This is a genomic window from Alkalihalobacterium alkalinitrilicum (assembly GCF_002019605.1).
Lineage (GTDB): Bacteria > Bacillota > Bacilli > Bacillales > Bacillaceae_F > Alkalihalobacterium > Alkalihalobacterium alkalinitrilicum.
Genome location: NZ_KV917368.1, coordinates 4,206,727 through 4,230,858, shown reverse-complemented (window position 1 = coordinate 4,230,858; position 24,132 = coordinate 4,206,727). Strand labels below are relative to the sequence as shown.

Annotated in this window: 25 protein-coding genes; 1 reads left to right on the top strand and 24 read right to left on the bottom strand. The window is 39.1% G+C overall.

Translation table 11 applies throughout. From position 1 onward, the window contains the following. Positions 1-198: 198 nt before the first annotated feature. Positions 199-2,325 (bottom strand): HAD-IC family P-type ATPase, encoded by a 2,127-nt coding sequence (locus tag BK574_RS20490; RefSeq protein WP_338020609.1) that lies wholly within the window; start codon positions 2,323-2,325, stop codon positions 199-201. Further along, complete coding sequence (locus BK574_RS29085) at positions 2,292-2,684, bottom strand: HAD-IC family P-type ATPase (protein ID WP_338020608.1); 393 nt, start codon at positions 2,682-2,684, stop codon at positions 2,292-2,294. The genes BK574_RS20490 and BK574_RS29085 overlap by 34 nt, the downstream gene beginning before the upstream one ends. 391 nt (positions 2,685-3,075) lie before the next feature. Between BK574_RS29085 and BK574_RS20485 the strand changes: the two genes are divergently transcribed. After that, positions 3,076-3,258, top strand: coding sequence for a Spo0E family sporulation regulatory protein-aspartic acid phosphatase (locus BK574_RS20485; RefSeq protein ID WP_238458061.1), 183 nt, complete (start codon positions 3,076-3,078; stop codon positions 3,256-3,258). 256 nt (positions 3,259-3,514) lie between these two features. Here the strand turns inward: BK574_RS20485 and BK574_RS20480 are convergent, their stop codons facing one another. From BK574_RS20480 to flgM, 22 genes are all read right to left on the bottom strand, one after another. Beyond that, on the bottom strand, positions 3,515-3,898 hold the full coding sequence (locus BK574_RS20480) for a flagellar protein FlaG (protein WP_158211709.1): 384 nt from the start codon (positions 3,896-3,898) through the stop codon (positions 3,515-3,517). A gap of 243 nt (positions 3,899-4,141) precedes the next feature. Beyond that, entirely contained in the window at positions 4,142-4,510 is a 369-nt protein-coding gene (locus BK574_RS20475; RefSeq protein WP_078429896.1) for a DUF8042 domain-containing protein, read from the bottom strand. A 125-nt stretch (positions 4,511-4,635) separates the two neighbouring features. Then, entirely contained in the window at positions 4,636-5,007 is a 372-nt protein-coding gene (gene fliT, locus BK574_RS20470) for a flagellar protein FliT (RefSeq protein ID WP_078429895.1), read from the bottom strand. After that, positions 5,007-5,411, bottom strand: a complete 405-nt coding sequence (gene fliS / locus BK574_RS20465) for a flagellar export chaperone FliS (RefSeq protein ID WP_075386939.1) — start codon at positions 5,409-5,411, stop codon at positions 5,007-5,009. Before fliS ends, fliT begins: the two co-directional genes overlap by 1 nt. Before the next feature lie 332 nt (positions 5,412-5,743). Then, positions 5,744-7,756, bottom strand: a complete 2,013-nt coding sequence (gene fliD / locus BK574_RS20460) for a flagellar filament capping protein FliD (protein WP_078429894.1) — start codon at positions 7,754-7,756, stop codon at positions 5,744-5,746. 367 nt (positions 7,757-8,123) lie between these two features. Beyond that, complete coding sequence (locus BK574_RS20455) at positions 8,124-9,440, bottom strand: IS1380 family transposase (RefSeq protein ID WP_078429893.1); 1,317 nt, start codon at positions 9,438-9,440, stop codon at positions 8,124-8,126. A 393-nt stretch (positions 9,441-9,833) separates the two neighbouring features. Continuing rightward, complete coding sequence (locus BK574_RS20450) at positions 9,834-10,034, bottom strand: YjfB family protein (protein WP_078429892.1); 201 nt, start codon at positions 10,032-10,034, stop codon at positions 9,834-9,836. 21 nt (positions 10,035-10,055) lie between these two features. Next, positions 10,056-10,295 carry a hypothetical protein gene (locus tag BK574_RS20445; protein ID WP_078429891.1) on the bottom strand — a complete coding sequence of 80 codons (240 nt, stop codon included), beginning with the start codon at positions 10,293-10,295 and terminating at the stop codon, positions 10,056-10,058. 123 nt (positions 10,296-10,418) lie between these two features. Next, positions 10,419-10,844 carry a hypothetical protein gene (locus BK574_RS20440; RefSeq protein ID WP_078429890.1) on the bottom strand — a complete coding sequence of 142 codons (426 nt, stop codon included), beginning with the start codon at positions 10,842-10,844 and terminating at the stop codon, positions 10,419-10,421. A 528-nt stretch (positions 10,845-11,372) separates the two neighbouring features. After that, positions 11,373-13,202, bottom strand: coding sequence for a flagellin N-terminal helical domain-containing protein (locus BK574_RS28925; RefSeq protein WP_078429889.1), 1,830 nt, complete (start codon positions 13,200-13,202; stop codon positions 11,373-11,375). Positions 13,203-13,539: 337 nt separating this feature from the next. Further along, positions 13,540-13,881 (bottom strand): hypothetical protein, encoded by a 342-nt coding sequence (locus BK574_RS20430; protein WP_078429888.1) that lies wholly within the window; start codon positions 13,879-13,881, stop codon positions 13,540-13,542. 115 nt (positions 13,882-13,996) lie between these two features. Further along, positions 13,997-15,313, bottom strand: coding sequence for a UDP-glucose dehydrogenase family protein (locus BK574_RS20425; protein WP_078429887.1), 1,317 nt, complete (start codon positions 15,311-15,313; stop codon positions 13,997-13,999). A 22-nt stretch (positions 15,314-15,335) separates the two neighbouring features. Further along, positions 15,336-16,223 (bottom strand): UTP--glucose-1-phosphate uridylyltransferase GalU, encoded by an 888-nt coding sequence (gene galU / locus BK574_RS20420; RefSeq protein WP_078429886.1) that lies wholly within the window; start codon positions 16,221-16,223, stop codon positions 15,336-15,338. A 171-nt stretch (positions 16,224-16,394) separates the two neighbouring features. Next, positions 16,395-16,619 carry a carbon storage regulator CsrA gene (gene csrA, locus BK574_RS20415; RefSeq protein WP_078429885.1) on the bottom strand — a complete coding sequence of 75 codons (225 nt, stop codon included), beginning with the start codon at positions 16,617-16,619 and terminating at the stop codon, positions 16,395-16,397. Further along, positions 16,620-17,072: a flagellar assembly protein FliW gene (gene fliW / locus BK574_RS20410; RefSeq protein WP_078430930.1), complete on the bottom strand. Its 453-nt coding sequence runs from the start codon at positions 17,070-17,072 to the stop codon at positions 16,620-16,622. A 135-nt stretch (positions 17,073-17,207) separates the two neighbouring features. Then, complete coding sequence (locus BK574_RS20405) at positions 17,208-17,786, bottom strand: DUF6470 family protein (RefSeq protein WP_078429884.1); 579 nt, start codon at positions 17,784-17,786, stop codon at positions 17,208-17,210. Positions 17,787-17,890: 104 nt separating this feature from the next. Then, positions 17,891-19,000, bottom strand: a complete 1,110-nt coding sequence (gene flgL / locus BK574_RS20400) for a flagellar hook-associated protein FlgL (RefSeq protein WP_075386926.1) — start codon at positions 18,998-19,000, stop codon at positions 17,891-17,893. A 35-nt stretch (positions 19,001-19,035) separates the two neighbouring features. After that, positions 19,036-20,919, bottom strand: a complete 1,884-nt coding sequence (gene flgK / locus BK574_RS20395) for a flagellar hook-associated protein FlgK (protein ID WP_078429883.1) — start codon at positions 20,917-20,919, stop codon at positions 19,036-19,038. Between the two features lie 113 nt (positions 20,920-21,032). Then, the gene (locus BK574_RS20390; protein WP_078429882.1) at positions 21,033-21,533 is read right to left on the bottom strand and encodes a flagellar protein FlgN; all 501 of its coding nucleotides are present in this window, start codon (positions 21,531-21,533) and stop codon (positions 21,033-21,035) included. Positions 21,534-21,749: 216 nt separating this feature from the next. Further along, positions 21,750-23,291 carry an IS200/IS605 family accessory protein TnpB-related protein gene (locus BK574_RS20385; protein WP_078429881.1) on the bottom strand — a complete coding sequence of 514 codons (1,542 nt, stop codon included), beginning with the start codon at positions 23,289-23,291 and terminating at the stop codon, positions 21,750-21,752. After that, positions 23,288-23,425 carry a resolvase gene (locus tag BK574_RS27125; RefSeq protein WP_142248008.1) on the bottom strand — a complete coding sequence of 46 codons (138 nt, stop codon included), beginning with the start codon at positions 23,423-23,425 and terminating at the stop codon, positions 23,288-23,290. The genes BK574_RS20385 and BK574_RS27125 overlap by 4 nt, the downstream gene beginning before the upstream one ends. A 403-nt stretch (positions 23,426-23,828) precedes the next feature. Then, entirely contained in the window at positions 23,829-24,092 is a 264-nt protein-coding gene (gene flgM / locus BK574_RS20380) for a flagellar biosynthesis anti-sigma factor FlgM (RefSeq protein ID WP_078429880.1), read from the bottom strand. Between the last annotated feature and the right edge of the window lie 40 nt (positions 24,093-24,132).

The following is a 24,132-nucleotide window of genomic DNA, read 5'->3' as shown; positions in this document are numbered from 1 at the left end:
AAGTCGCTTCCGAAAGCAAATAAGTGATATACAGTTCGTTCGTTCCTCTAATTTCATGCATGTTAACAAAATAAAGAAACGAGGGTCCACTTCACATGTTATTCGCAAGCGTAATGGCGAACAAGCGAATACAGATGCTAGCCACTTACTTTTTCTACTAATACTTCACCATAAGAGCGACTCCTGTTTGTTCCCTAATCAACGCTTCGAGCGATAACCGATCACTTTTCGCGTTACCCATTTCTCGATTTCCACAATGATAAAAACAACAAGTCCGATCGCAATCGGAATGATCCAATATTCTGCACTGATCGGTACCGTTCCTAAAATCGTATTCATAACCGGTAGGTACGTAACGCCAAGCTGAATCAAGATGAGCAGCCCTGAGACGAGAAACGCGGTTTTATTCGTAAAAAAGTCTTTCGTTAATGCGAAATTGCGTTCACTTCGACAGTTAAACAAATGGAACAACTGAGCAAGAACTAACACTTGAAGCGTCACCGTATTTACTACAGCCTGATCATATCCGTTTTGGATTAAATCGGCATTCATTGCTAAAATTCCGCCACCGATCAAAAGAGAGACAAACACGATTCGGAAAATATAATATCCGCTCAACAACTTAGTCTCAGGTTCACGAGGTGGCCGATCCATCGTTCCTTTTTCAAGTTTCTCAAACGCGATCGCCAGCGAAATTGTCACAGCGGTAATCATGTTAACCCAAAGAATTTGCACAGGCGTTAGCGGCATCATCGTTCCAAACAAAATACTCGCGAAAATAAGAAACGCCTCGGCACCATTCGTCGGTAAAATAAACAAAATCGTCTTTTTCAAATTATCATAAACACGGCGCCCTTCACGGACGGCACTAACAATCGTGTTAAAATTATCATCAACAAGCACCATTTGCGACGCATCTTTAGACACTTCAGTTCCTTTAATTCCCATTGCGACCCCAATATCAGCCCGTTTTAACGCAGGCGCATCATTTCCCCCGTCCCCTGTCATCGCACAAATATGTCCGTGTTCTTGCAAGGCTTGTACGAGTTGCAGCTTATTTTCTGGACTCGTCCGAGCAAAAACGTCATATTCAATTGCAGCTTGCATTAGTTCTTCTGGTGTCATCGCGTCAAGTTCCCGTCCTTCGATCGCTCGTGTTCCATCTCCAATGCCTAATTCTTTTCCTATCGCAATGGCCGTGTCTTTATGGTCACCTGTAATCATCTTCACAACGATTCCTGCTCGTTTACATTCCTTCACCGAGACAATTGCTTCTTCCCGCGGTGGATCAATAATGCCAGCTAATCCAAGCAACGTTAGACCTGACTGCACATCCTCATGGTCAATCGTCGTCACATCAGAACCGACTTTTTTCATCGCCGCTCCAATCATTCTTTTTCCCATAGAAGCATGTTGTGACATCTTCTTTTCCCAGTACGCTCTTTCCTCCGAACCTATTTCTAACCCCGCCATTTCAAAAAGTCGATCGGGGGCTCCTTTGACATAAATCAGTCGCTCCCCATTGAATTCAACTAATCCCGCCATATACTTATAGGCAGAATCAAACGGAATTTTCGCCAACAGTTCGAGACGCTCAATCGGTTCATTCGCTTTTTCGACTAGTGTTACTAAACAGCTTTCCGTCGGTTCCCCGTTCATGACCCATTGACCTTCTTCATCCTTATACAAACTCGCTTCATTGACGGTTTTCACACATGTTAAGAAATGGTTCAATGCCGTATCAGCCTTCACATCGGCTTCAACACCATCAAGGATGATCTGTCCTTCAGGAGCATAACCTGTTCCTGTAATATCAAATTCATGATCACGTAAAATTAAAGAAGTGACCGTCATTTCATTTTTCGTCAGTGTCCCTGTTTTATCCGAACAAATCACCGATACAGCCCCTAACGTTTCGACGGACGGTAAATTTCGTACAATGGCATTGTTATTCGCCATCGTTTGCACACCTAACGCTAAAATAATCGATAAGATTGCGGGCAAGCCTTCTGGAATTGCCGCAACAGCTAAACCAATCACCGCAAGTAAAAGCTCGGCTGCCTCATAATCATGAAACACATAACCAAATACAAACATCGCCGCCGCGCCGAACAGAATCACGACAGAAATCATTTTACCGAACTTTGCGGTTTGTTTTAAAAGTGGTGTTTGAATTTCTTCCACTTGAGCCATCGATGTGTTAATCTTTCCGATTTCCGTTTCTTCACCGATCGCAACGACAACACCCAAGCCCGAACCCGATGCAATCGACGTCCCAGAAAACACCATATTTATACGGTCACCGAGAACGGTATCTTCAGGCATACACCTGATTTTTTCTCAACCGATACTGATTCGCCTGTCAACGGTGATTCTTCCACTTTTAAATTATCTGCTCGGATCACGCGGATATCCGCTGGCACTTTATCTCCTGCACTTAACAAGACCATATCACCAGGAACGAGATCTTTTGAAGGAATTTCCGTACGATGCCCCCCGCGAATGACTTTTGCTTTCAAGGACAACATATTTCGTATTCCATTGAGTGCTTTCTCGGCTTTATTTTCTTGTACATAGCCAATCACAGCATTAATAACCGCAACAAGTAAAATAACCGCCGTATCAATGTAATGACCTAATACAAACGTAATCAGTACTGCGGCAAGTAAAACATAAATGAGCACATCATGAAAATGTTTAAAAAACTTCTTCCATTTCGGTTCAACCTTCCCAATTGGAAGCTCATTTTTCCCATACTGTTCTTGACGGGCAGACGATTCCTGAACTGAAAGCCCTTTTTAGTATCCGTCTCCAGCTGCCTAACGACTTGAGTTGCATCTATGTTGAACCATTTCGTTTCTTTCAACTTTCAACCTCCTCTACGTTTCCGTTGTTATTACTATTATTTTAGCGTTTTCGTTATAGTAAAATGGCTTTCGATTATGGAGAATTTACGACGTTTACAACAATTTAATACACTAATAAGTTACAGTATGATGAACTTCACACCTAATATAGTTAAAATATGGTTAAATATACTTAGTAGAGAATTCCTAACAATGGAGATGCGGTCAAATGGAGGAGTTAAACATGTTAACCAAAGAAATAGAATCTAAAAGACAGGAAATGTTAAAACTTTCAATGACTTTTGGATTTTCCTCACCTCAGACAATCCAATGCAGTCAAGAGCTAGACCAACTGTTAAATGAGTATGAAAAATTAAAAAAGACGGAAAGCACGTTGCAGACTGGTACGTGATGTTCCATGTCTTATTTTGAACTTAAAGCCATAAGGGTGATAGAAGGAAAATGATTATAGGTACCTTTCCTACTTAATAGGCATGTGGATTTGCGATTCTTAGTCCGTGATTAATAGCAAGGTACCTTCATCGAGTGAGTAGAAACATTTATTCATGATTGAATTTAAGTAGACTAAATAGTGAGCCTAAACGTGAACAGCAACACAAAAAGGAACGACAGTACTAAGTCAAGTTAGTACTGTCAGCCTATCTACTCTATATTTTTTGATCAATAATGAGCCCGACATGTTCTAACATTGTAGCCACCATATCTAGTAATTCTTGAGGGGGCACTTCGCGGATCACTTCGTCTGTATCTTTGTTAACTATTTGCACAGAGATACGATCAAGCTTTTCATGGACTTGAAATTTAAGAGAAGTAGAGTTTAACTCTAAAAACTTATTCATATTCTCGATTTGTTCGTCAATTTCTTCTTTTGTAAAATGATGGTCTTTTGTTTTCTCAACACCTTCTTTTATTTTTTCAGATGCCGTTTTACCTTGACTATTTTCGTTAATAGTTTTGTCTTTACTTCCTTGATCTGTAGTATTGAAACTGGCTGGTTTTTGAACATTTATTAAGTTTTTAGAGATTTCCATTTTATTTTCCCCCTGCCAAAAATTATAGTGTTTCTTCTTATATCGGTTCGGACTCCCTTTTATTCCACACTTTTGAATAATTTTCGGAAAATTGGCTCCTCTTTTAATAAATGCGAGCATATCACCGATAAGCTTAATTACACTATGAATAGACTCCCTTAAAAAAAGAGCAACCTATTGAAGGCTACTCTAAACTCGTTAATTTCCTATAAAACTATCGTGTAAGTACTTACATGTAACTATTTAAGAAACAATGTAGGAATGAAAGTTCTGTTCTAGCTCATGCTTGAACTTCTTAAATTGAGGTAAAAGTGAAAATTGAATAATTTCATGTACTTTCACACAGCTCTTTGACTCATAAGCATTTACAACGAGTTCTATCGTTTTCTTCAATCCATTTTGCAAGTGTCCAATAGTTTCATTGTCAAACTCATGTTTCACTGGCTCTATTGATCTTCCTATCGTTGTATAGGCTACAAGTACATCTTCCATTAGGAGGATCGATTGTTCATAATTTCCTTCACTTAACAATTTTTGTATGTGCTCTAATCCTTCCAATATAGTTTCCGAGAGCTCCAGTGATTTCTTCATCACATCTATATACTTTTCCATTTGGTTCACCTATCTCGTTATTATGTCTTGAGCATGATAATCATTTTTCTGCAACAAAGGTCATCTATCGTACTTTTAGAAAATTAGTATACACTCTAGTATTTTACTTACTTTAAAAAGTTTTTTTACAATCCTCGTTTATCAAAGAAAACACCTTCAGCAGTTGGCCCATCGTATGGATTATTATACTTTTTCTCTTGTGCTTTCTTCACCTTCAAAGCACCGATTTCTTTTCCTAAAAGTAATTTGTTCGCCTCTAGTTTTTTAACGATCACTGCGTTCATATTCATCATCTCAGCCACAAGTTCCTTTTCTTCCTTTTTCACTTGTAGTTTGACTTGCTGCAATTGATCGATGCAAGCTTGTCGCTGTTCTAGTAATTCTTCAACTGAAGAAATATAAGCGTCACTTTTTTCTTCATCATTTTTATGAAAAGGATTCAACGTACACTCATGAAGTTGTTTCGTTACGTCATACAATTCACGGATAGAAACCACTATGCTTTTCCTCCAACAGTCGCACCATGTCGCTGTTGACGGTCTAATTGAAGCACTTGCTTCCACGTATCACGGAACTGTGTGACGAAGTCTTCCGCTTGCTTTAAAGCATCCACATCATTTTTGATATTGGCATCAATTAAACGACTAAGAATAAAATCATACATTCTTAACATGTTTTTTCCTGTTTCGTGTTCGGTTTTTAATGTCACCATTAACTCGCGAATAATTGCTTCAGCACGAGCGATGTTCTCATTACGTTGTTCAATATTATTTTCTTCCATTGCTTTTTTCGCACGGTTGATAAACTTGAGACAACCATTATAGAGCATGAGCGTTAGCTCCCCTGGTGATGCGGTATTTGTCGTATTTTGTTTATAAGCATTTTGATAATTGATAGCCATTTTTATATCCACCTTCCCCATTGCAAAGTTCAATGTAACACTCGTAAATGGTTTTAAAATTATTGTACATAAAGTTTTCTACCTATGAATTTCGCAGGTTCAAATCCATTTCATTTCGTACTAAAAAGTACAATTGAAATGATACATGCTTTATATCGGCATCATTCGCTAAATGTTAAGGAAAAAAGGCAGAAAAAATTGACGATATTTGGGAGTTTATCGTAGTTGTTAAAAAGATACTTACACAAGTAGTTCTAACGGTCGATAAAAAAGAGCACCCCCATGAGGCTGCTCAAAATCATTTCCATTACTTTATAAAGTATATATTCCTATTAACCTTGTGGATATAACTGCGCAAATAACGTCTCGGCTTGTTGGTTTGCTCGTTGAACCGCCGCATCCATTGCGTTGAATTGACGCCAATAACGCTCTTCCACTTGTTGCAGTCGTCTTTCAAAGCTAGAAATTTGGTCATTGATTTGATTCATATTACGCCCTAAGGTAAATTGATTATTTTGTGTTTTTCCTCGCATACCACCCGCACGCTCAGCAACTGAGTTTATCGCTTGATCCAATGTGGTACGAACACGACGAGCGATCCCTTGTTCAGCTGGAATAGCACCATCAGCTGTAAAAAGTTGAAAAACCCCTTCTGGATCTTGTTCTATAGCTTGTCGTAATTTATCCTCATTAACGACTAACTTTCCGCGGTCCATATAGTTGTTACTCGTAGTAATTCCAATCGAAGCTAACTGTTTAAAATCCGTATTAAATCCACCATTGACGGGATTATATAGATCAGTTCTCATTCGATCCATTGGTCCGCGTAGGATAGGATCATTTCTCAATAAACCACTTTGAGCTCTCTCTTCCCATTGCTCAATTTCCTTTTCAGACATCGCAGCTTTTTGCTCTTCGGTCAGTGGTCTGAAATCACGATGGTGATCTTCTGTTAATTTGCCATTCACGAAATCCAATAGCTCATTATACTCATTTACAAATCCCTTAATCGTATCGAATACTTTATCCGTATCTGTGGATGCCCTTAACGTCACTTCATTCGTAAAGGTATCGTTTAAGGTTACCGTCATTCCAGAAACCGTAAAAGTGTTCGATTGCCTCTGTGTTTGCAACCCATTCATTTGAAATACAGCATTTTGGGCACCGCCACTGCCTTGATTATTATCAAATTTTAGAACAGTATTAAAAAATCCAGTGAACTCAATCTCAGGTCCTATAGGATTGCCATTTCCATCTACATTAAACAAACCTGTATTTGAACGCGAAATACTTACTTGATCTGAGTGATTATCATAAAACCCTTGTACTCCAACATTCGAACGATTCATTTCAGTAAAGACAGTATTTAATGATTGATTGGCGGTAAAAACAAACTTATCACTGACTGGTCCATTCTCATTATGAGCGGATATTCCAGCAGTAGTATAACGTTGTGTATAATCGACGGAAACATTGGTCTTTGCTTCAAAAAACTCAAGTTGACCCGTATCTACATTGACAAAAACTTTGCCTGCTTCTAGCTGAGAGCGATCTGTAACAATGTCAGCAGAAGTAAACTCAGTTCCTCCAGCAGTGATCTTCAAACTTTCTAAATCAAGTCCGCCCTTTTTTAACTGAAACGTATTCTGAGCCGTCGAAGGATTAAATTCCTCTGTCGCCTTTTCCGTCATGTAAGTAGTAGAAACCGTTGTACCCTGTTGGATCGTATGATTAAATTGTAACGTACCATTTTCTGCATTTAATAGTACTTTTCCATCCTCAAGATCATTGATATCCGTAACAATATCATAAACTTTACCGTTCACTTTAACAACAATGTCATCTGGGTTTACAATATCTTGATTTGCTAATGTAACTGTATTGCCAGTGGATGATTGCCTTATACTTTCACGATGAACAATCCCCTTCTCCCAAAAGTCATCCTTTGTAAAATTCTGAGATCCAAGCGTTGCAGAAGTATTAATTTTTTGATTATCCGCTGAAATTTTATCACTACTATTATAGGAGGCGGCTTTAGCTAAAGACGTGACGTTACTCAGACGTAGCGACATATTCCCCACAGTCGAAGTGGCTGTTGCGGTTGCTAGGCTAGAATTACTACTCGATACACTTTTTGCTAACATATTCGCTGAACGCATGACGGTATCAAAGATGTTATCTCTAAAAGTATTAAACTTCCGGTTGATTTCTCGATACCCCTCCTGACGCCATTCAATGAGTTGGCGATCCTGCATCATTTTATCTATGGGCATTCTATGTGCTTTCATCAAATCACTGACAATTTGATTAATGTCCATTCCCGTTGCCAAACCTGCAATTCTCATTTTTTTGCCCCTTCCATCTAAATCGAACTTATCTATAGAAACATCTTCCCTTTAAGGTTTTCGACAATATTTTTCAATTATTGATTATATCGGCCACCTACTCATAGTTTTGAAGAGAAAATTAAAATTAGCCCTAATAGATTATTATTTTATATGCACTAACTAATAACCTGAATTATTCATACTTCGAAGTTAAATCACGATTGAACTCAAAAAACCAATAAATTACTTCATTATAAAGTGAAATCATAGTAACTTGGCTACTTCAGTTGTGATTTTAAAAGTTTTGCTTGAAAATATCTGTTTTTAGGCAGACTACTCCCTTGGTCTGGTGTGTAGTTTCTAAAAATTGGTTATTTGATCATTTTTAATTGAATTTCAATTTTTGAACTCGCTGAAGTACTTTCCAAAAGAATTCCTGATACACGAAACTTGAGGCTAGTTTAAAGTAAAGGGAACGTCCTGACTTTACTAATTTACTGGCAACTTTAATAATTCGTGTACGTATGGTATCGATTTGCATGGTCTTTTGTTCTTCTGGAAAACATAGCGTACGCAACCAGTTCGTTAAGTTATAAGCCAACAAACTTAACATCATTTTTACTTCATTTACTTGGTAAGAGTGGCTATTCATTTTATCAAAGCCGAACCCATTCTTGGCTTCCTTGATATAGTTCTCCATCGTTCCTCTTTTTTGATAACTAAGAACGATCGCTTTAGGAGAAAAGGAATCAACTAAATTTGTCACAAAGAAGGAATGAGTAAACAGTAATTCACCAGCTGGACGTACTGACTTGACAATTACTTTTCTAGGCTTCGACCAAGATTTTGCTTGATAGATGGTTTCTTCGTAATAAATTTCCGCCTTTGAAACATCGGAAATGACAGACGAAGGATGGAGTTCATCCGCAATTCGTTGTAAATTCGCATTTGATTTCAGCCGAATCACGTAATAGACGCTTTCTTTTTCGCACAATTCATACAAAGCTGGGACCGCAAACCCACTATCACCACGAAGAAAAGGTGTTGTCTCTGGGAACTTTTCGTTGTAATGATCAATGAGTGGTTGAATAAAATCGACGACACCATTTGAAGTATACACGTTTCCAGGTCGTAGCTTTGCTTTAAGGAAATCACCTGTTACTCCGTCAAAGGCAACTAATGGATGAAAACCAACGGTACCATAATGAGTATTGAAAGCCGCAGCTTCTTGGTCTCCGTAGGTATCGGAATGCGTAGAATCTAAATCAATAATAAGTACCTTTGACTCTCTAAATTGATGCACTTTGTCAATAAGCTCTTGGTTGGCTCGATTCAATTCTTCAATAGATTGGCTATCAAACCGTCTAAAGAAACGAGATAAGCTCGGCTGAGAAGCTAACGCATCTGTACCAATAATTTGAGTAAATACAGGGTCTTTCGTCAATTGATCAGCTGCATCATCGTCGGTATAACCAGCAATGATTTGATAAATCTTTTGACGAATTAAGTTTTCATTCGAATGAATATAGTAACGTCTATTGTCTTTCAGGTTTAAATGTTCAGCCAATGTTTTAGAGAAACCAATCTTTTCATCAAATTCCCTAAAGAGGAACTCACCAGTATCAGACGAGAGTTCTCCTCCGTCATTAGATAATTTAATTTTACGATTGAAATCAAGTGTTAATTGCGGTAAAATAGCCATTATAAGAATCCTTTCTGATGGTTATTGGTTCGCACTTTTAACTTATCAGAAATGGGTTCTTTTTTCATTTATTTGATGCGTTAACGAGTAACAAAAAAGCTTATTAAATGGACATTAGTAGGCAAATATTATTTTTTTATGAATAAATCAGGAATAAGGATGAAAAAGTTAACCGTTACAATATTATAAACGTCATTCCATTTACGGTTAGTATATGGTTGTATTTACATATCAATTATTACCTATTTTTGCAGATGGAAATGACAGAGCTCAAAGATTTATTAAAAGAAATCGAGGATAAAAAAAGAAGAGCTACCAGCTGCATTCTGGTGACTCTACTTCAATTTTAATGATGTATTATGTATTTCACTTATTATTAGACGAACTAAACAACTACAGCTTAATATCGAGGTTCCCACCTAAATGAGGTTGAGCTGCGTGTTGAATGGCTTTAGGGTCAGCTGTTGTCATTAGTTTTTGTAAAGCTTCTCCTTGTTGCTCAGCGTTTCCCATTGCTTTTTTCATTATTGACATCGATGCTTGTTGTTGCACTTGCCCTTGGTTGAGTGCCATTGATAATAAGGCAATATCCATTCCTACACCACCTTTTGATTGTTAATGATCAACTGTATGTAACTGTTTTTCTAACATATCCACTTCGTATTTCAAATCATTGATTTGCCTATTTAATCCGTCCACTTCACCAGGAGTGAGGGTGTTTTCCACGGCATACTCAGCCATTTTTTTCATCTGATGAAGCTTTAAGTCAATCTCATCTAAAATCCGCACCCGTTCCTTCGTGCACTGTAATTGCTCTTCTAGGAATACTTTGTAGTCTTGATTTTCGTCACTCAATTTTCTAGCCTCCTACCTAGTAATCTCACTCTATCTTTATCGTATCAAACACAAGACTATGGTACTAGTACAAAACTTCAAGTGTGACTCTAGAGCTCAATTGAGAAGTCCCCGAAATTTGCACTAATACGGTCTCTCCTCGACGTTTTGATGAGAAATAATTGGGGAGCGTTCAATAAAGGCTTCATTTCCACGTTTGAATCCGACTAAATAAATCGTGCCATCATACGCCCATTCCGAAAATTCAAAAGTAAAAATTTCATCACCAATATATACAAACATAAACTTTGGAAAATCATGAACATCATTAAAATGAAACGTCTTATCATAGTGTTGATAGGTTTCATAAACCTTTTCAAAGGAATCATCACGTTGGATACCTTCTTTTGTAATATCATACCCATGAGGCATTGCGTATGCGAAATGCACCCCTTGCATTCTATTTTCCTCATCATAATAGAACGTCACAGGAAAGTAGGAATTAACATCTTCAGGCTGGCCAAAAATTGAAATGACTTCTTCGCGACTTGTGCCAATAGGAATATCCAAAGCGAATCCATCGAAGTCATTTTCATCATCCTTACTTTTTATTCCATTATATAATAATGGTTCACATTACTCCCTTTATCAAATAGAAAAAGCCCTATTCCACAAGTTGAAATAAAGGCTAGGTATTCGGTGAAAATTGAAGAAATAAAGGGTACCCAGTCAATTCCATTTAAAGGTCATATCCTCCATCCCTTCTACCCAGGGTTTGAATAAATGAAACTCCATCTTGAGCGTTTCTAGAAGCTTGAACTGAACCACGAATTTGTCCACGCATTTTCCCGAAAAGCGCTAAACCTGCTGCAACCTCTCCTGCACCATTGATACAAGTTGAGTGGGGAATAGAACCCCACTAGCCTTATTATTTTCCTATCAGTTTTATAATCCATGTCATCATCATTATTTATAAAAAAAGGTTATAGACTTGTTGAGACATACATCTTTCTAAAATATAAAAGAGACCCTAGCATAACTAGAGCCTCCTAAATTGCTGGTTTTGTGGTTTAGCTAACCAACTAACTAACTTTTCTATTATCCAAGTAATTGTAATACAGCTTGTGGAGCTTGGTTAGCTTGTGCAAGCATTGCTTGAGAAGCTTGAGCTAAGATGTTGTTCTTAGTCATATCCATTACTTCACGAGCCATATCTACGTCACGGATACGTGATTCTGCTGCTTGTAAGTTCTCAGCAGATGTTCCTAAGTTAGAGATTGTGTGCTCTAAACGATTTTGAGTTGCCCCTAAATTAGAACGTTCTGCTGACACTTTTTCAATAGCATTGTTAATAACTTTAATTGCTGCTGTAGCAGCTTCATGAGAAGAAACATCAAGTGAATATTCTACGTTATCATTGTTTGTACCATTTGTAACACTTGTAGTTGCTGTAAATTTCGCTCCTTCAACATCACCCTGAGAACCAGCAGAAATTGTACCAGATACACCTAATGCTTGCGCACGCATATCAGCTATTTCAATTGTCATACTTTGCCCTTGGTTTGCACCAATTTGGAAAGTAGCGTTAAATGTACCACCAACAGCGTTTTGCCCATTAGTAATTCCACCGAGAATTGTCGATGCATAGTCACCTGATACCTTTAATGAAGGAACCGAACCATCTTCTGGAATAGCATCCGCATGAATATTGAAACTAATTGCATCATTCGCCTCTGTAACTTGAACCATATTATCACCAACAAGATCAACAGTTTCTCCAGCCTGATCTTTTGCACGTGTAAGGGCATCAGCAATAACTGCTTGAAGGTGTGCTGCACTTGTAGGATTACCAGAGCTTCCAGCCTGAACTGCCTCATGGTCTAATGTAACATTATAAAGTTCACCGTTTACTGTGATATCAAATTTCTTACCTACTAATGTATCTGCGTTAATTTCATTAGCTCCACTGCCAAAAAGGTCACTAATATCCTTACCTTCAATTTTTGCCGTGGTACCATTTGTTCCCTCCCACGTTGCACCTGCTGCTGGAGTCCCTATTCCTAATTGAGCATATAAATCTGCATGCGCAGCATTACCTGCTACTCCAGCATCATCACCTAGAGCAATTAAAGAATCATCTCCAACAGCTTTTGCTGTGATAGATACTACACCATTTTCAGTTACATTAACATCTGCAACATCTTTTAATTGGATCCCTGTCGCACCTGTTTTAAGACTTTCTAATGCTAATTTCATGCCTTCTGCACTGTCATCCAGACCGGCAAAATCACCAGTTCCATTATTATAAGCAGTAAGCACAGCCTGGTTGTGAGCACCAGAAGTCGCGTCTAAAGAAAAGACAGATCCGTTAACAATAATTGAAGAAGCAGAAGCAGCTAAAACAAAATCCGCTGCTTTAACACTAGCTGGATCAGTAGATTGAAGTAGAGCACCTTTAGCAGCTTCACCTACAGCTTGATTACTACCTAATGTAGTTGGACTAGCTTTCGCACCACCGTCTAATACATTCTGTGTATTAAACTCAGTCGTATTACCAATACGGTTAATTTCAGAAGTTAACTGATTCATTTCCTTCTGAATTTCGTTACGGTCAACTTCTACATTTGTATCATTCGCTGCTTGCGTTGCTAGCTCACGCATACGTTGAAGAATGTTGTGTGTTTCTTGTAATGCACCTTCAGCTGTTTGAATCATAGAAATACCATCTTGAGCGTTACGGTTTGCTTGATCTAACCCACGAACCTGAGCACGCATTTTTTCAGAGATTGCTAGACCTGCCGCATCGTCTCCAGCCTTGTTAATACGAAGACCTGAAGCTAGTTTCTCCATTGAGTTTGATGCTGCATTTTGATTAGCACCCATCTGACGATACGTATTTAATGCTGGGATATTGTTGTTGATAATCATAATAAAATTCCTCCTTGAGTTTTGCTCCGCCCACGTCCTTGTGGTTGGATAGTAGTTTTATAGGCAATATGGAGGAGGTGCCGGCCGAACACGACTTCCATTTGCTATTACACTACTAATATCGTCATCGTTCGATAGATGTTTAATAGTTTTTTACAATTTTTTTATTTAGTTGGTTAGGGGATAGTGGTTAGTTGGGTAGGAGAGATGCTCGGACGAGAAGTTGGTATGTTGGAAAAGTTGTAGGAAAATATCTGTAAACTAAGTGACAATTCCCATTCCTAATAGCTTTTAGTTTTCCTTATCCAACCAAATACTAACAAACTTACCCACTCCATCATGATAATACCTTTTCAATATCACGCTTGGTTTCAGTACTTTCTTTGAAGAGTAAATTCGTATCTGATTCCATACGGGACACTTTAGATTCAAGCGTGTCAAAACGCTTATGCGCTTCTGTTTCAAAATGTTTTAAACGCTGATTTGTCACGGTTACGAGTTCTATGAGCTGCGCAAGCATTTTTTCATTTGAATTTAAACGCTTTTCAACTTGATCGAACCTCTTGTCTACTTGTTCGAACTTTTCATCCATTGAATTAAATTTAATGTTCACTTGATTATACTTTTCATCGATTTTTTGTTCTAACCTTTGTAAATAAGTAATCACTTCTTGACTCATATGTTTCCCACCCTTTATTTTAATCACGCGACAAAGGGGCGATCACCCGTTCTTATTATACATACTATTAGAACCAAAGGAAACAGATGAGCTACAATATTGTGTAAAAGTTTTGTTAATGTTTAGTCATCGGGGAAAGGGACGCTTTTCTCCCGATCGAATGATATTCAACGCTTGCTTGTGCTGCTTCTTCAAGTGTGAAGCAGTTTCTTCCATCAAATATGATCGCATTTTTCATCGATTTTTTATATTCGCTGAGCGGAAATGTTTTTATTTGATGCCATTCTGTTAGTATAAATACGGCATCGGCGTGAGTAATTGCTTCTGAAATGAATTGAGCAAATGAAACAGCTTGCGGTAGTTCTTGTTTGGCATTATCGATTGCAATCGGATCATATGCCATTACTTCTGCTCCTTCTTTATGCAATTCTTCAGCAATCACAATCGAGGCCGCTTCTCGCATATCATCGGTATTCGGTTTGAAGGCTAATCCTAATAAGGCTATCTTTAACCCTCGTAAACTTCCAAACCGTTCTTTTGCCTTTTCAACCAACAGCATTTGTTGTTTGTTATTCACTTCGATCACGGAGCGAAGGAGGTGGAATTCGTGTTCGACATTTCCAGCGATTTGCACGAGTGCTTTTGTGTCTTTTGGAAAGCATGAGCCGCCGTAGCCGATTCCTGCCTTTAGAAATTGACTGCCAATCCGTGCATCCATGCCCATACCTTTAGCAACATCTTCTACATTGGCACCGAGTTTTTCACAGAGGCTCGCAATCTCATTAATGAAGCTTATTTTTGTAGCGAGAAAGGCGTTGGATGCGTATTTGATCATTTCAGCACTTTCGATATCGGTGATAAAAGCTGGAATATTGAAGGCACGATTAATTTCCACGATCGTACGCGCAGCCTCTTCGCTATCAGCACCAATGACGATACGACTCCCTTCAAATGTATCTTGAAGAGCGGAACCTTCACGCAAAAATTCTGGATTAGATATGACATCAACTGGAACGGTCGTCTTGCTCTGAATGAATTCTTTTATCTTTCGATTCGTTCCGACTGGAACTGTACTTTTGGTAACAACAATTGTGGATTTTTTAATATTACGTGCTATATCTGCTGCTACTTGAAAAATGAAAGATAGATTAGCCGTCCCATCTTCTTGTTGTGGAGTTCCGACTGCGATATAAATGACATCAGCATTAGCAAACCCTTCTGAGTGATGTGAGGTAAAAGTTAAGTTACCATTTTCAAGATTTCGTTTCAATAAATCTTCTAAACCAGGTTCATAGATTGGTGACTTTCCTTGTTGGAGTTTCAAAATTTTCGTCTGATTGACATCGATGCACGTTACTTGATGACCAATTTCAGCTAGACAAACACCTGTAACTAAGCCAACGTACCCTGTACCAACGACAGAAATATTCATCTCTAGCCCTCCAAGTCATGAATTAAATGCCAGTATCTTGTTCAACCATCAATGTTTGTAAATAATCTTTCACTTGTTGTGCTAGGTCTTCGCGTTTCAGCGCGAAATCTACGGTTGCTTTAATAAATCCAAACTTATCTCCGATGTCATAGCGAGTGCCTTGAAAATGATAAGCAAGCACGGCATGATTTCGGTTCATTTCATTGATAGCATCAGTGAGCTGAATTTCTCCTCCTGTACCTGGCTTTTGTGCGGACAAGTAATCAAAAATTTCGGGTCGCAATACGTACCGGCCCATAATGGCATCATTGGATTGGGCGACATCAATGGAAGGCTTTTCAACTAGTCCGTGGATGTGTTTAACGCCTGCTTCTATATCAGCACCATTAGGGTCAATAATTCCATATTTAGAAACGTCTTCATCATCAACTTGTTGAACGCCAACAACTGAAGAGTGATAGCGGTCAAAGACATGGATTAGTTGTTGCGTACATGGAACGTCTGAAAGAACAATATCATCTCCTAGTAATACCGCAAATGGTTCATTTCCGACAAACGAACGGCAGCACAAAATCGCATGACCTAATCCTAACGGCTCTTTTTGCCGAATGTAGTGGATATTTGCCATACTTGAAATGGACTGAACTTCTTCCAGTTGCGTCCACTTTTCTTTAGTAGCCAGTGTGTTTTCTAATTCATAGGATTTATCAAAATGATCTTCAATCGCTCGTTTCCCGCGACCGCTGACGATTAAAATATCTTCAATCCCTGATTGAACAGCTTCCTCGACAATATATTGGATTGTCGGCTTATCCACGATTGGCAGCATTTCTTTTGGCTGTGCCTTCGTTGCGGGTAAAAAACGGGTACCTAAGCCTCCCGCTGGAATAATCGCCTTCCGAACTTTCATTTGCAACACCTCCACCATCTCTTTCTAAAAGTGTAGCAAATGAATATAAAGCCACTGTTAAATCTAGTTAAAGCTTCGCGTTAAAAATTTAATAATAAAAGACAGATCCTGTCTATATTAGACAAATACCTGTCTTCTTGTTGGAAGATCTTTCGCGATAGATGAATTCGATTAAAGCCCTTTTATAAAATCCTTCAACCCTGCAATCGAAGTACTAGCTGCGGCATGGCTGTTTTCTTCCTGAATTGCAAGGTAGATTTCCTTGCGGTGGATTTCGATGTTGCGCGGGGCGTCGATGCCGATTTTGATTTGGTCGCCTTCAACGGAAAGGATTTTGATTTCGATGTTATCGCCGATTTTGATGGACTCGTTTGGTTTTCGAGTGAGTACGAGCATTTACTTCCCCTCCCCAGCGTGAGCCGCTTGTTGTTCAAGAAGTAAGTGCTTCGTGCCATATTCCGAGTCAGCCATGACGAATTGTTTTCCTTTTTGTTTTTTCGCATTAATGACGATCGGGCCTTGCAGGTTCACGGTTGTATCTGAAAACGGCTCTTTCACGGTAACGATGGAAAAGATCGCGACGTCCTCTTCTTTTTCAATTTCTAGTTTTTCAATCAGTCCGTCTGTAAGTTTTACTTGATAATTTTGAAAAAAGTTAAATGGGTTGACCATGATAAAAGCGACATCAACGGTTTTTACCGATTGTAATATGTAAAAAGGTGTGCCTTCATCAAAGGGCAAAAGCACAAATTCGGTTTCTGCTTCAAAAGCGGGTAAGCCATTAGCAAACATAATAATTTTTTCGTCAGCGACTTCAACTTGACCTTTAAATTTTGTTTCTAATTTCACGACGATCACCAAATTTCCTTAGATTATATTCAATATTCTACCATATATCTTCACCCCCATACCTTTAGAGCGATGCTGTTATAGCAGGTGAGGAATATATACCGTAAAAAGCCACCAATGTTTTCTGGTGACTTCTTATAGCCCTCGATTCACTTGGGTTCCTACAGCTTGAAACGAGATGCTGTTCTTTTGTTTTAAATAGGCCTGAGTTTGCCATTTTGGGATTGTAAGTTGCGGCTCGTTTCTGTTGATTTGAATATCGACTGTATTTCGATTGACACGAATACTTGTTTCTCCTGGATCATAGTTGATCTTAACCGCAAACGGTTTAGGAATCGTGCCATAATTGATTTCCTTTGGCTTGCGCTGACTATTTTCCGCTACGATATGGCCGATTGCGCCATTTCCGTTTTCAATTTTCATCAGCTGGTCGCCTTGTTGCGCTTGTTTTTGGATGTAACTCAGTACTTTTTGATGTGCCTTTTGCGAAAAATCTTTTGTAAAACGAAAGACGCTCTTAAGATTTGCATCTGCAAATGCTTCGGTTTGGTCAATATACAACTTCGACGCCTTTTTACTGATTTGCAAATTATCCATGTACTGTTGCTGGATTTGTAAGTCAGCTGCCTGTTGGCGAAGTTGTATTTGCGGCCGCTCGGTTTGTAGACCGACCTCACTACGAGTTGTTGAAATTTCTAGGCGGGGTAAGGTCATATTCGTTCCCCCTTTTATTCATTGATAGGAGTGTATCATAAGGGCCTGACCCCGACTAACAAGGGGTCAGGCCCTTTGCTTCTTTGCTTCTGCTGTATTATTTTTTACCTTAAAAAGTCCATGAGTGTTGGCTGCATGATCCTTGCGCCTGCAGAAAGGGCGGCGCGGTGGGCACTTTCTTGGGTCATCAGTTCGATGATGACTTTTTCGATATCCGCGTCTTCATTTTGGGACATGATGCGCTTGGCGATGACTTCTTGTTCCATTAAGCGATTGTCGATCATTTCGACGCGATTGACGCGTGCTCCTAGTTCTGCGCGTTCGGCTACAAATTGGTCGATATGCTTATCAAGGTTGTCGAGCATACCTGTTAGTTCAGATCCTGTCGTCGTTGGGTCATTTAACATCTTTTCTAACCGTAAAATATCTCCAAATAGGGCATTGGAAAAGACATTGGCAGGATTGATGTTAACGGGCATACTCACGCCCTTCAGTAATTCAATTTGAACTTGATCTTTGTTCTCAGACACAGCATTTTTTGGCGAGATGACAATGTCTCGTTCTAATAACTCTTCAGCGATAACGTTGGTGGGATCGTCTGGGTCTGGATATGTGTGATGAACTTCATGATTTGCACCAATTGTGATGCTTCGGGTGCCGTTTACAAATGCATTGGCCTCTTCGTCAAATGTGTAAATTCGACCGTTGTAGGCGACTTCTAAACTGTCATTTGGGAAGTTTGCCATCTCTTCAATGCCCATATCCATTTTCTTCATATCAACGGGTGAGGTTAATGTATCTGTGCCATTAAAAATATATTTATTATTCGATTTCGTATTTGCCATCGACGCGATATGTTCGCGAATTTGCGTCACTTCTTTACCAATATTGGTACGTTGCGTGTCTTCATACGTATCATTCGATGCTTGAACGATTAGTTCACGAATTCGGTGTAGGGCTTGGGTTGTTTTATCGAGTGTCGAATCAGCCGTATCCATCCAATTATACACTTCACCAATATTACGTTTAAACTGATCGACTTCTGTTACTTGCGTACGATAGCGCATGCCATTCATCGCTACAACAGGGTCTTGATGGGCTCGGGTAATTTTCTTTTGGCTTGCTAATTGATCTTGAAGTTGTCCAAGACGATCATAGCCTTGGCTAATATGACGCAAAGTATTTTGTGAAAGCATTGCTTGTGTCACACGCATGGTTATTTTCCTCCACTAATTATCTGTTGAACCTGTTATAGACCTGATCGGCCCATTCGATTAATAATTCGATCTAACATATCATCAATCATCGTCACATTCCGTGCCGCTGCATTATACGCATGCTGGAATTTAATGATATTCGCCATTTCTTCATCTAGTGACACGCTGCTCGCTGACATTCTTCGTTCATCAACCGTTGTCCGTAACGTGTCGGCATTTCGCATCATTCGATTCGCTTCACTTGTGTTAACCGCCATATCACCGATGATCGCTTGATAGAAGCTTTGCACATTGGTCGTTGAACCACCGTAGTTCAGTATTTGATCTTTCACATTAGCTAATGCTTGGGCATTTGACCCGTCCCCTGAAAATGATCGCTGATTAAACGTTTCGAGTCCAATTGACCAATTCATATCTTCACTTGGTTGGTTGCGCGGCACATTAATAACAATGCCGTCTGTAAAAATATGGCCGTTCACCACTTCTTGCTCAGCCCCATCCAACGTATAAAACCACTTGTTTTCAGTCACATCATAGCGCACATCGATTTGTTTCGGATCTTCACCAGTGTACAGTCCAGCAGCGGTCGGCAGAGGACCTGTGTATGTGCCATCAGCTGCTACTAAACTTTTAACATTCGATGCACCTGAAGCGGCAATATTATCGAGTTCGTCTTGGATTTTTCGTGAAATTTGTATATTTGAAGCGGCTCCTTTCGCATTGTCACTCGTTGGCCAAGTGCTCGGATCGCCTGCGTACGTAAAAAAGTCCAGTGCTTCAACTTTTGTACCGTTTGCGACATCATTTAACGACCAGCCTTGACGATGGATCGCGTTTAATTCTTCGACAAACGTATGCACCATTAAGTCGAGCTGATACAACATATCAGGGTAGACGCCTAACTCACTTCCAGCAGCATCATAGTACCCATAGGCTTCCATTTCAGCGACCAGTTTTCCATGAGCTTTAAAATCATTCACGGAAAAAGCGGTAACCCCGCCCGTTGTCTCTATGTTCGCTCCTGAATTGAGCGTATTTGGAGACCCAAAATAGATTTTTTCGATTAATCCTTTTTCTGCAGACGTACCTTGTTCATAGCCGATTTTTACTTCATTTGTTTCAAACGTTTGTCCATTCACAAGTGTAACACCGAACTCTCGACCATTTTCATCCGCTAGTTTAATGGTATATAGACCTTCGGCAACACTCGTTGGGTTTCCACCACTTGAAACGGTTTCGACTTTAATGTTAACAATCTTCGAAAGCTGATCGACTAGGAGATCTCTCTCGTCATACAAATCATTTGGTACATATCCGTGCGGTTCGACTTTTGAGATTTGTAAATTAAGATTATTGATTTGGCGAATGAGCGAGTTCATTTCATGTGTCGTTCCATCAATTTGTTGTTGAAGGTCGCGTTGAACAGTTTTCAAAGAATCAGAGATATAATTAAACGTATCTGCTAGCGCATAGCCTTGCTGACGAACGACCGAACGAGCACCTGAATCTTCAGGATGAACCGATAAATCTTGGAGCGCATTCCAAAACCTGTCCATTGTATTGGCAATTCCGTCTTCAGAAGGTTCATTCATAATATCTTCCATCTTCTGAAGGGAATCGAAGCGTGCCGCCCAAAATCCATGCTTGGCATTTTCATTTCGATACTGCAAATCTAAAAATTGTTCGCGGTACCGCTGGATCGAATCGACTTTTACCCCGCTCCCGATTTGCCCAGGAATTCCAGGCTGTTGAAAAGACGTATTCGGAAATGGCTCACCTGGTGTCAGGTTGACACGCTGCCTGGAATAACCTGGTGTGTTTGCATTGGCAATATTATGCCCTGTCGTATGGAGCGCCGCTTGATGAGCCATCAGGCTACGACGTGCCGTTTCCAATCCGTGAAATGTAGAAATCATTTGCGTATCCTCCGTATTATTCGATCTACTAAACTAGTATTTTAATTGAATTACTAAAAACATTAATAGCTTTTAATTCTAATACTTTGCTTCAACTATACCGTATCAAACCTTTATGCCTTCGAATCAAAAATTGATCGTTTCGTATCTGAGTCGTAGTTTTTTTGTGCCGGTCGTTGATAATTGATTTCTTCTGGCTCTGGCGCCAATAAGTCAAGGGAAAGGTTCACAAACCGCAATGAGTCTTCAATAAGCTGTTGATTCTGTTCATTATTCTTTTTTAATCTGTCTATTTCTGACATGAGCGCACGTTGAAGTTTGGTTAAAATCGGTTGTTCTTCTTTTGGAGCCATCTCGATCACTTGCTCCATCGTTACGCCTTCTGTTACCAATCCCTTACGATTTAAAAACGCTTCGACTACTGACATGCGCTTTTGTTCGAGCTGATTTAATTGGTGAATCAGGGCCCCCTCTTTTTTAATAAGCATATCGAGCGCTTTGATATCACTTTTTTTAATGATGTCTGTTTTTTCGATAGCGAGTTCATTAAACGTCTTATGAAGCTTAATCATCTCGGCTATGACGGCTATGATTTCTTTCGCTGACATACTCATTCCTGGTTACTAAAATCTATAAAAACCTACAATCGCCACCGAACCAAGTGAAAGGTGACATACCGTGGAGATTCTCACTCCATTCCGCCGGAAGGGGATTGGACCCTATCATTTACCTATTGCAAAAGATGATCCGCGGCTCCCTGTTAGGGACGGCGTTAGCGATTAACCATTTCTTCTATCGATCAGTCATCGCCAAAGATTTTAGCTTCCAGGTTACACCTCCTTCAATTTAAATTTGTATTGATCAAAACGTAATGTCTTATGAACGACATTCCATATCTTCCATAAATGATGTTCTTTAAAAGAATCGATGTTCTTTAGTAACATACCTATGTACTGACGTTGCTTTTTCCCTTGTTTTGATCGCTTTACGGATTCTTCCATTGAACCAAGTTTACTAATCAAATAAGGTTTTACAACCGTACGAAGGACATGAAAAACTTCCTTCGGAAGTTTTTCATCATAACCTAACCCTCGTCTACCGATTACAAAAGAGGCAGCTTCGTGAACAGAAATTCCATACTTTTTACTATATTTGAATCGACCAATTACCGATGTGTAGGCTGGATTTACTTTTTTAAAGTGAAACCCCATTCTTAATGCGTTACGAACAATCGCATTGGTTAACTTCTTCTTCGCAAAGGTATGCGTTTGACGGTTAAAGCGCTTATTAGATTCATGCTGTTGTTTAAGTGTGATATCCTCATACACAATCGCTCCGACCTTCTTTTCGATTAACCAGTTAAAGAGATTTTTTACCGTTTCACCAACGATGTTATCTCGCTTATTTGAAGAAGTGTATTCTAGTTTATGGCAATAAAAGATATGGCTTTCAATGAAGTTACCTTGCTTCGTAAGAAGCGTGACGACGATTCGATCAATGTTTAAGTCAATTCCTGCAATGATGTCGTGATATTCAGGAATCTCATAAACCGCTTCACCGTACTCCTTTTCATCATAAGTAAAATGAACAAAATACTCACCATTTTTACGGACAATCTCTATCGAATAAGCCTGAAACGGCCCTTTCTTTGGGTCATTAGCTATAGCAATATTCACGATTTCTTCCATGTATTTATTTGGCACCGTTACTTCTACCTTCATCCGAGGGGCATATTTTTTACCTCCTGGAGTAAGAAGAGGATTCGCAATTTCTAAGAAGAAACGATCATCATGATGGATCAAACGAATATTTAAGTTTCCCTTTTTAGCCTTATCTCCACGGGCATACAAGTGATTGGTCCGAAGATCCTTCCACTCCTGTTTAGAAATTAACCCTTTTCGACGTAAGACAAAATTCTTCTTTCCACCAAAAATAACAGGAGGGATTGTTTCCTTCTCTTTATAGCTGTTTAGCTCGAAGAGTTTTCTTTCAAGCTTTTCCTTTCTCATACTTAAACCATTTAAACATGTTTGAAGGTCAACTTTTTTAGGTTTTCGTTGACCAGTTTGGTAGAGGTGAATCTTCTTCTCAAGTTTAGTTAGTTTAACATCCGTATCTTCGATACGAGCTGGCAGTCGTTCTTTTTGACTGGCGATGATACTCTGCGCTTGTAAAACCGCATCCTCCGCATACCGCTTATTCATTTTAAATTTTGAAGGAAGTGTTTTGTTTAAATCACCAGGTTTTTCCTCCTCGAGTAAACGATTAAAGGCAAAACGCGACATGGCAGAAAACACTCGCAATAAATCGTCTAACTCACGTTTATCCTGTTTCGACAATCCTTTAAGTTTTAACTCTCGAGTTGTTTTCATTCAGAAGCACCTCCTTCAATCACCTGTATGATTTGAGTTGATACCTTCTTCCCGCCACGTTTACCATAAATACGGGCTGAAAAAGAAGTTGTTATGGCAATAAGATCATCTACCAATTCTTGTTCTTCACTCATTTATTTTTCTTCCGCAATGATAACTTTACAACCTAATTCATCAAACGCTCATTCTGCCTTAATAATTTCCAGATTCCTCTTGTTTTTTCGTAGAAACACGAACATATAAAAAGGCTTGCTTTTCACTAGGTTGATCTTCTATGTGTAAACGGACATCCTAAAGAGCGTATCTTCGATGCCCTGAAGGAGTTCTTTCGGATTGTATATATCTTCTTTTTCCTAATTCAGTAATGTTTGAACGGACACACCCAGTAATTCCGCATCTTCACCGATACTGAGCATAGTGTTTTTATCTCTCATAAAAAACACCCTCTATAGTAAATTTTTATATGTAAATCATATCGTATATTTATACATTTTACTATATATTTATGAAGCCGCTTTTACCTCCTGATGTGTCCAATTACTGTTTCATCCAGTAGTCATACACTTTACTCGCGACAGCTTGTGCATCGACTTTATAGTTTCCTGACTGAACTTGCTCTTTTAATTGATTTACTTTTTCTTGACGAGCGGCATCGATCTTTGTACTTTGTTGAAGTTCTAATGCTGCTTTTGAAATTTGAATTTGATCCTTTTTCGATTGGACTTCATGTTGAGCGGCTTGCTTTTCAACCTGTTTACGATACGGGTTGTTTTGGATATTTTGATAAGGATTAATTTTCAATGATGACACCCCCTATGCGAGTTTTTGTGAAGTTCTCTAC

What these genes read in the sequence shown, in the direction of transcription:
- csrA (WP_078429885.1), bottom strand. Translation starts at nt 16,619, where the DNA reads ATGCTCGTACTCACTCGAAAACCAAACGAGTCCATCAAAATCGGCGAT.
- flgL (WP_075386926.1), bottom strand. Translation starts at nt 19,000, where the DNA reads ATGCGTGTGACACAAGCAATGCTTTCACAAAATACTTTGCGTCATATT.
- BK574_RS20405 (WP_078429884.1), bottom strand. Translation starts at nt 17,786, where the DNA reads ATGACCTTACCCCGCCTAGAAATTTCAACAACTCGTAGTGAGGTCGGT.
- fliS (WP_075386939.1), bottom strand. Translation starts at nt 5,411, where the DNA reads ATGGCTATCAATTATCAAAATGCTTATAAACAAAATACGACAAATACC.
- BK574_RS20450 (WP_078429892.1), bottom strand. Translation starts at nt 10,034, where the DNA reads ATGGATATTGCCTTATTATCAATGGCACTCAACCAAGGGCAAGTGCAA.
- BK574_RS20490 (WP_338020609.1), bottom strand. Translation starts at nt 2,325, where the DNA reads ATGCCTGAAGATACCGTTCTCGGTGACCGTATAAATATGGTGTTTTCT.
- BK574_RS20485 (WP_238458061.1), top strand. Translation starts at nt 3,076, where the DNA reads ATGGAGGAGTTAAACATGTTAACCAAAGAAATAGAATCTAAAAGACAG.
- fliD (WP_078429894.1), bottom strand. Translation starts at nt 7,756, where the DNA reads ATGAGAATTGCAGGTTTGGCAACGGGAATGGACATTAATCAAATTGTC.
- BK574_RS20425 (WP_078429887.1), bottom strand. Translation starts at nt 15,313, where the DNA reads ATGAATATTTCTGTCGTTGGTACAGGGTACGTTGGCTTAGTTACAGGT.
- BK574_RS28925 (WP_078429889.1), bottom strand. Translation starts at nt 13,202, where the DNA reads ATGATTATCAACAACAATATCCCAGCATTAAATACGTATCGTCAGATG.
- BK574_RS20475 (WP_078429896.1), bottom strand. Translation starts at nt 4,510, where the DNA reads ATGGAAAAGTATATAGATGTGATGAAGAAATCACTGGAGCTCTCGGAA.
- BK574_RS20430 (WP_078429888.1), bottom strand. Translation starts at nt 13,881, where the DNA reads ATGAGTCAAGAAGTGATTACTTATTTACAAAGGTTAGAACAAAAAATC.
- galU (WP_078429886.1), bottom strand. Translation starts at nt 16,223, where the DNA reads ATGAAAGTTCGGAAGGCGATTATTCCAGCGGGAGGCTTAGGTACCCGT.
- BK574_RS20390 (WP_078429882.1), bottom strand. Translation starts at nt 21,533, where the DNA reads ATGAGTATGTCAGCGAAAGAAATCATAGCCGTCATAGCCGAGATGATT.
- flgK (WP_078429883.1), bottom strand. Translation starts at nt 20,919, where the DNA reads ATGATTTCTACATTTCACGGATTGGAAACGGCACGTCGTAGCCTGATG.
- BK574_RS27125 (WP_142248008.1), bottom strand. Translation starts at nt 23,425, where the DNA reads ATGAGTGAAGAACAAGAATTGGTAGATGATCTTATTGCCATAACAACT.
- BK574_RS20480 (WP_158211709.1), bottom strand. Translation starts at nt 3,898, where the DNA reads ATGGAAATCTCTAAAAACTTAATAAATGTTCAAAAACCAGCCAGTTTC.
- BK574_RS20455 (WP_078429893.1), bottom strand. Translation starts at nt 9,440, where the DNA reads ATGGCTATTTTACCGCAATTAACACTTGATTTCAATCGTAAAATTAAA.
- BK574_RS20385 (WP_078429881.1), bottom strand. Translation starts at nt 23,291, where the DNA reads ATGAAAACAACTCGAGAGTTAAAACTTAAAGGATTGTCGAAACAGGAT.